Raw genomic sequence first — 6,703 nt, 5'->3', positions numbered from 1 at the left:
GGCCGCCCGCCGCCATGATCGTCAGTCTTGTCATTTGGAATCCATCTTCCAGGTTGAACGAGGTTTGCGGCCGCCGGCCGGACCCGGGGGCTGGAAATCAGCCGGCGGCCGCGGCGTGCGGATCAGTAGCGGTATCCGTAGAACGGATAGGCCACGACTGTGCCGCGACGTGTCACGCTGTTGCCGTACGGGCCGGTTGTGGTGCGCGTGTAGTGGTAGGCATGAGGGCCGACGCGCGTGATGCTGCCGGTTCGCGAGACCGTACCTCCGTTCGGCCCGGTTACGGAGATCGAGCGCGAGCAGGTGCCGCCGGCGCAGCCGCCGCTGGCGCTGCCGTAGTAGGTGCCGCGCCCGGTCGTGACGGTGCCGGTGCGGACCCAGGCGTTTGCCTCGGATACGCCGGCCGCGGCCAGGGCGGCTGCGAGTGAGGCCGAAGCCAGGATACGTCTCATCAGTTTCTCCCTCGAAAGGGCGCGCCGGCAACAGTCCGGCCGCGCCGCATGGGGACACTCTTGCCGCGCCTCTTTGCCGCGATATTGCGGGCGAATCTTGATTTGTAACGTCTTGTAACGGCGGCGCGCCGCCTTGTTGCCGCCGACGCATTGATCGACGGATCGTCGTCATGGACAAGCGGACGATCATGATCGTGGAAGATGATCGGTTACTTGTTCAGTGCCGATGTCCGCGCACTCTGACGAAACTGGTGCAGCATGAGCCGTCTTCGCATTGGCGGTTCGCCACGAAATCAGGCCGCTGTCGCAGCTGACGGTCGCGGTGGAGCGCTTCGGTACGGCTGCGCAGACTCAGCCCGTCGCGCGCAGCAGCAACAGAAACGGTCCGTTCCGAGCCGGCGGTGCCTAACGTCCAAAGCGCGATGAGATTGGGCGTCATCGCGCTTTGGATTATTGTTCAAGCGCCGCCGCGCGCCGCACCTCGGCTATCTGCGGTATCCGCCGCCATAATTGTCTCCGCCGCGGCCGCCCATTCCCATGCCGAGGCCGATACCAACACCGACGCCGATGCCTTGCATGACAGCTTCGGGCGGCGGGCCGCGATCCGGTGGCGGCGCGCGCTCGTAGATCACCTGGTCAGACGGCGGTCGTCGCTTGGGCGGCGTCTGGACCACCTTTCGCTTCGGCGGGGTCTGGTCGACGCGCTTCTTGATGACGGGCGCGACGCTCGGATTGACCGGCGATGCAGGCGGCGACGGCGTCGTGCACGGGCAGGTGGGAGCCATCGCGACCGCGACGGGCGTCGCCGCGGCGGCCACGGGCACGGCGTAGTTGCGGTTCTGCACGCGCAGCAGTAGCCGGCGCGCGGTTGCAGCCAGGTCGCTGTTGTCCCAGTTGGCCAGATAGGCCTCGAACGAAGCACGCGTGTTGATCGCGGTGGCGCGCTCCCAGGCCAGCATCTGGCGCCGCCGTTCCAGCACGGTGCGCACGCGCGGCGTGCGGGCATCCTGTGCGTACAGCTCGATATAGGCCTGATACGCCTCCACGGTGTCCTCGGTGATCACGAGCTCATAGGCGACCATGGCGGGCTTGCCCTGCAAGGTCTTGCGCCAGTCCTCGACGCTGCGCGTGCCGCTGGCGAGCGCCATCGCGGATGCGCCGGGAAGAGCGGGCGTGCTGCCGCTGCTCTCGCCGAAGAATCTGAAGTCGGTCGTCAGTGACGAACTCTCCCAGGGGATCTGCCGGCCGTCGGTCGATTGCGCGACGGCGACGCGGATGCGCTTGAACACTTCCTCGATCGGCAGATTGGGCTGCTTGGCGATGCTCAGCGCCGCCGTGGTGTAGGGGCTGTCGAGGCCGTTGCCGTCCTCGGCTTCGGCGCCGGGCGAGGTCGAATAGGAAATGAAGGAGCCGGGCGCGCCGGCCTTGGTGTCCACGATCGCAAGTCCGTGGCCGGCGCCGCTCAGCGCCGGGAACGGATTGTTGCGGCAGGCATCGAGCATGAAGATGCGCGCCCGCGTCGGCAGCGCGCCGAGCGTGTTGAGCAGGTCGTTCAGCCGCACGCCCTGGAGCGGAATGTCGGCCTCGCGCTTGGGGTCGAGATCGACGGGAACCAGATAGTTCTCGCCGTCGATCTGGAGGCCATGGCCGGCATAGAACACCAGCGCGACGGTGTCGGCGCCGCTGGCGCCGACCTTGCCGGCGAAATCCGAGATCGCCGCGCGCATCTCGTTCTGTGCCAGATTGGCCGCGGTGGTGACGCTGAAGCCGGCATGGCCGAGCAGCTCGGTCATGCCTTTGGCGTCGTTGGCGGCGTTGGGCAGCTCGGGCACGGTGCGATAGGCGGATTGGCCGATCACCAGCGCAAGCCGTGCTTCGGCTGCGGCATCGGTCGGCGTCGTCAATTGCGCGAGCGCAAGAAGACCGGATGCGAGCAGGAAATTGGAAAAGACTCGACGACGCATAGTGTCACCTCCATCGGCAATGCGCGCGATGATGTCACTCTTTCTAGGATGCCGCCATGACGCCGTCTGTGCGCTGGCTCACGTTGGGCTGCGGCAAAATGGGGCAGGGTGTCTGCCAAAGGCGCGACATCGTTCCGAGGACATCCATATGGATTACGCATTGATCGGCTCGCGCAGCGTGCTGGCGAAGAAGCCGGTGAAGACGCCGGAGGATCTCGCCGGCATGCCCGGGACAAGCCCGGGCATGACGATCTCCAGCATTTGCATGTGCTATCGCAGCCCTACAGCCGATCCACCGACTTGAACGTCCCGTCCTTCTGGATCACCGTCAAGAACACCTGCGGCGGCGTGTCGATCATGCGCGCGCCGACGGTGACGGTGCTGCCGCTGATGTCGAAACGGCCGATATCGTTGATGGCGCGGAGCAGGCCTGCGCGCGTCGGTCTCGGTCCGGCCTTTTCCAGCGCCGCGGCCGCGAGGCGGCCGGAGAGATAGCCTTCCAGCGATACGAAGTCGGGTGTCAGCGTCGGATCGAACGCCTTCTGCGCTGCCTGGTAGTCGGCGACGAGCCTGAGCGAGCGGTCCCAGGGAAACGGCACGACCTGCGAGACGATGACGCCTTCGCCGTCGGGGCCAAGCTCCCCGGCGAGCGCGTTGGCGCCGACGAAGGAGATGTTGACGAAGGTCGGATAAAAACCGCCGCGATGCGCGAGCTTGATGAATTCCGCGCAGGGTCCATAGGTGCCGACCATGACGATGGCTTCGGGCTCGGCGCGCTTGATCACCCGCAAGGCCGCGGCGACCGCGCGGGTATTGCGCTCGAAAGTGCCTTCGGCGGCGAGTTCGAGGCCACGCCTGGCGAGCGCGCGCTTCACGCCAAGGAGACCGTCGCGACCGAAGGAATCGTCCTGGTAGAAGATGCCGATGCGGGTGAACTTGCGATCCTCGGTGAGGTGTTTGATCCAGGCCTCGGCCTCCGCGCCATAACTCGCGCGGATGTTGACGACGTTGGGAAGCTCGAGGTCGCGCAGGAACTCGGCGCCGCTGAAGGGACCGATGAAGGGAATGTTCCTGGAGCTCGTGATCGGAATTGTCGCGATGGCAGTCGGCGTGCCGACCGCGCCGATCAGCGCGAACACCTTGTCGTCCTCGATCAGGCGCAGCGTCTGCGCCACGGAGCGGTCGGGGTCGTAGCCGTCGTCGCGGCTGATCAGCTGGAGCTTGCGGCCGTGGACGCCGCCCTTGACGTTGATCTCCGTGAACGCCGCGACGATGCCTTGCCGCAGGCGCTGGCCGAGTGCGGAGGAGGGGCCCTCGAGCGCTGCCGCCTGACCGAACAGGATCGCGTCCTCGCTGACGCCGACTTCGTCGCTCTTGGCAGGAAGCATCGCTGCGGCCAGCAATGCGACGGTCAAGCCGACGTAGGTCGCGAATGGCGATCGTGTCATGAGGATGCTTGCCGGATGCGGGACGCGTTGCGAAAACGATAGGTCCTGCGGCCTGAACAGGACGCTAATTTGCGCCGCGTCGACGATCCGTAAAACTTCGGGCAAAACCGGCAAGTTGCTGCCACTCTGCCGCAACTATCAGGGCAATCGTTAACTAAGCCGCGCGATGCGCAGCGCCCCGATTTCGAAATTGTGCAGTTCTTAACCCCGATCCTGGTCCGATAGTCGCACTGGCGGCTCAACCAGAAGTTCTGGTAGCCGTACCGAGGGGACTTGCGGATCAAGATGGGCGGTCGCGATCAGAACGATCAGGATCGGAGGCGTATGACCGGATGGTGGCGTGCCGCGCCGCTGCTCGGTCTCTATCGCCCTGCGCTCGTCGCGGTCGGCATCGGCCTTCTGTTCTCGGTCGTCGGCGCTGCCGCCGTGGCGCGGTGGGAAGATCGCGTCAACAGGATCGAGTTCGAGAACGCGGCCGAAACCGAAGCGATCGTCATGCAGAACGGCATGAACGAGTACATTTCCAGGCTGGTCGCGCTGCGTACGCTGTTCGAATCGACCAATCAGGAGATCACCCGCAGCGAATTCGAGACCTTCAGCGCCCGGCTGTTCGAGCGCCATCCCGGCATGCTGCGCATTGCCTGGCTGCCGCGCGTCAACCGCAAGGAGCGCGCCGAATACGAGGCTGCGGCGATCACCGACGGCGTGTCCGGCTATCGCATCAAGTCGCTCGAGGGCGACGGCTTTGCCGTCGCGCCGCAGAGCGATGAATATTTTCCGGTGTTCTACTCGACCCAGCCGAAGACCTCGTCGGTCTACGGCATGGACTACACGACCGTTCCGGAGCGCCGGGCGGTGTTGGAGCGCGCGCGCGACAACGATCGCATCGCAGCCATCCGCACGCGCCTGTTCGAGCCGAAGGAGGGCAGCCGGTTGTCCGATGTCCTCGTCGCCATTCCCGTCTATGCCAAGGGCACGTCGCGCGAGGAGATCGCGGACCGGCGCCGCAATCTCGCCGGCTTCGTGGTCGGCATCTTCGACCTGCCGCTGCTGATCCAGTCCATTCGCGTGACCACCGGGGCAAGCCCCGCGGTCAGCATGAACGTCTACCCGCCCTTCACCGCGCGGATCGTCAGCCTGGAGGAAACGCTGCCGGATTACTCGTCGGCGGCGACGCCGCTGCGGTCGATTCGGGACGTCGTGCAGGCCGTGCATTGGTCGGGCAGTCTCAAGATCGGCGATACAGACTGGCAGGTGCGGGCGGTCCCGACCGCCGGCGGTCCGCTGGCGACGACTTACGATCGCGCGGGTGCGGTGCTGATCGTCGGCATGCTGCTGACGCTGTCGCTGTCGACCTATCTGATGCTGGCAAGCCGCAATTCGCGGCGGCTGTCTCTGGCGAACCGACGGGTGCTCGAGCTTGCCCAGACCGACATACTCACCGGACTGCCGAACCGCGCCTTCTTCCTCTCCCGGCTCGACGAGATGAACAGCCAGTTGAGCATGAGGGGCCTGCCCTTCTCGATCCTGATGCTCGACCTCGACCGCTTCAAGAACGTCAACGACTCCCTCGGTCACGCAGCCGGCGATGCACTGCTGCGCCAGGTGGCGCAGCGGCTGAAATCCGCAATGCGCGCGAACGACGTGCTGGCGCGGCTCGGCGGCGACGAATTCGCCATCATCCAGGAAGCCGGCGAGGACCAGCGCGCCTGCTCGACCGAGCTGGCGGCGCGGATCGCCAAGCTCGTGAGCGAGCCGTTCCTGTTGCCCGGACACCGCGCCGAGATCGGCACCAGCATCGGCATCGCCATCGCGCCGGATCACGGCGGCGATCAGGAGCAGCTCCTGAAGAAGGCGGATCTCGCGCTCTATCGTTCGAAATCGGCGGGCCGCAACTGCTTCACCATCTACGACGAGGCGATGTCGGCCGAGCTGGAGGCCCGCAACACGCTGGAAGGAGATCTGCGCGACGCCATCGCACGGTGCCAGCTGGAGGTGCATTATCAGCCGTTCGTCGACGCCCTCAGCGGCGCACGGCGCGGCTTCGAGGCGCTCGTGCGCTGGCGGCATCCGACGCGCGGACTGATCCCGCCGGACCAGTTCATCTCGCTTGCGGAGGAGACCGGGCTGATCGTGCCGCTCGGCGAATTCGTGCTGCGGCGCGCCTGCGCGGACGCCGCCGGCTGGCCCTCCGATCTCATGATCGCCGTCAATCTGTCGCCGATCCAGTTCAAGGAAGCCGAGCTGTTCGAAATGATCTGCGCGGCGCTCGCCGATTCCGGCCTGCCGCCGCAGAGGCTGGAGATCGAGATCACGGAATCCGTGCTGCTGGAGCGCGCCGTCGAGAACCACGCCTTCATGGAGCGGCTGAAGAGCATCGGGATCGAGCTCGCGCTCGACGATTTCGGCACCGGCTATTCGTCGCTCAGCTACCTGACCGCGTTTCCGTTCGACAAGATCAAGATCGACAAGTCGTTCATCCGCAACCTCACGGATCAGCCGCGCAGCTCCGCCATCGTCTCCGCAATCGTGACGCTGGCGCGCGGGCTGGACATGTCGGTCACGGCCGAGGGCGTCGAGACCCGCGAGGAGTTCGAGCGGCTGAGGGCGCTCGGCATCAATTTTGCGCAAGGCTATCTGTTCGGCCGGCCGCAGCCGATCGAGCGGATCCTGTTCGACGCGCCGGTCAAACCTTCACGGCGCGACGCCGCCTGAGCGCGACGCTCTCGCGGCATCTGAACAGTTGCAAGAGGTCGTCATGGCCGGGCTTGTCCGGGACAAGCCCGGCCATGACGTTGTGGAGGCTTCGGCGCCCAAGCTCTGACGTCGTACGCGATTG

At 66.0% G+C, this 6,703-nt stretch carries 4 protein-coding genes; 1 reads left to right on the top strand and 3 read right to left on the bottom strand.

The features are described 5' to 3' along the window. Nucleotides 1–122: 122 nt before the first annotated feature. From IC50_RS03415 to IC50_RS03405, 3 genes are all read right to left on the bottom strand, one after another. Nucleotides 123–452: a hypothetical protein gene (locus IC50_RS03415; RefSeq protein ID WP_035700422.1), complete on the bottom strand. Its 330-nt coding sequence runs from the start codon at nt 450–452 to the stop codon at nt 123–125. Between the two features lie 485 nt (nt 453–937). Further along, complete coding sequence (locus IC50_RS03410) at nt 938–2,416, bottom strand: caspase family protein (RefSeq protein WP_035700420.1); 1,479 nt, start codon at nt 2,414–2,416, stop codon at nt 938–940. A 281-nt stretch (nt 2,417–2,697) separates the two neighbouring features. Beyond that, the gene (locus tag IC50_RS03405; protein WP_035700417.1) at nt 2,698–3,864 is read right to left on the bottom strand and encodes an ABC transporter substrate-binding protein; all 1,167 of its coding nucleotides are present in this window, start codon (nt 3,862–3,864) and stop codon (nt 2,698–2,700) included. Between the two features lie 324 nt (nt 3,865–4,188). On the opposite strand from IC50_RS03405, the gene IC50_RS03400 reads away from it, so the two are divergent. Next, nucleotides 4,189–6,579: a bifunctional diguanylate cyclase/phosphodiesterase gene (locus IC50_RS03400; RefSeq protein ID WP_035700437.1), complete on the top strand. Its 2,391-nt coding sequence runs from the start codon at nt 4,189–4,191 to the stop codon at nt 6,577–6,579. Nucleotides 6,580–6,703 lie beyond the last annotated feature (124 nt).

Source organism: Bradyrhizobium genomosp. I (2014) (assembly GCF_000261685.1).
Lineage (GTDB): Bacteria > Pseudomonadota > Alphaproteobacteria > Rhizobiales > Xanthobacteraceae > Bradyrhizobium.
The sequence above is the reverse complement of the archived record's forward strand: the minus strand, read 5'-3'. Positions and strand labels throughout refer to the sequence as shown.

Coding starts and splice junctions, on each gene's coding strand:
- IC50_RS03410 (WP_035700420.1), bottom strand. CDS start 2,416: ATGCGTCGTCGAGTCTTTTCCAATTTCCTGCTCGCATCCGGTCTTCTT.
- IC50_RS03400 (WP_035700437.1), top strand. CDS start 4,189: ATGACCGGATGGTGGCGTGCCGCGCCGCTGCTCGGTCTCTATCGCCCT.
- IC50_RS03405 (WP_035700417.1), bottom strand. CDS start 3,864: ATGACACGATCGCCATTCGCGACCTACGTCGGCTTGACCGTCGCATTG.
- IC50_RS03415 (WP_035700422.1), bottom strand. CDS start 452: ATGAGACGTATCCTGGCTTCGGCCTCACTCGCAGCCGCCCTGGCCGCG.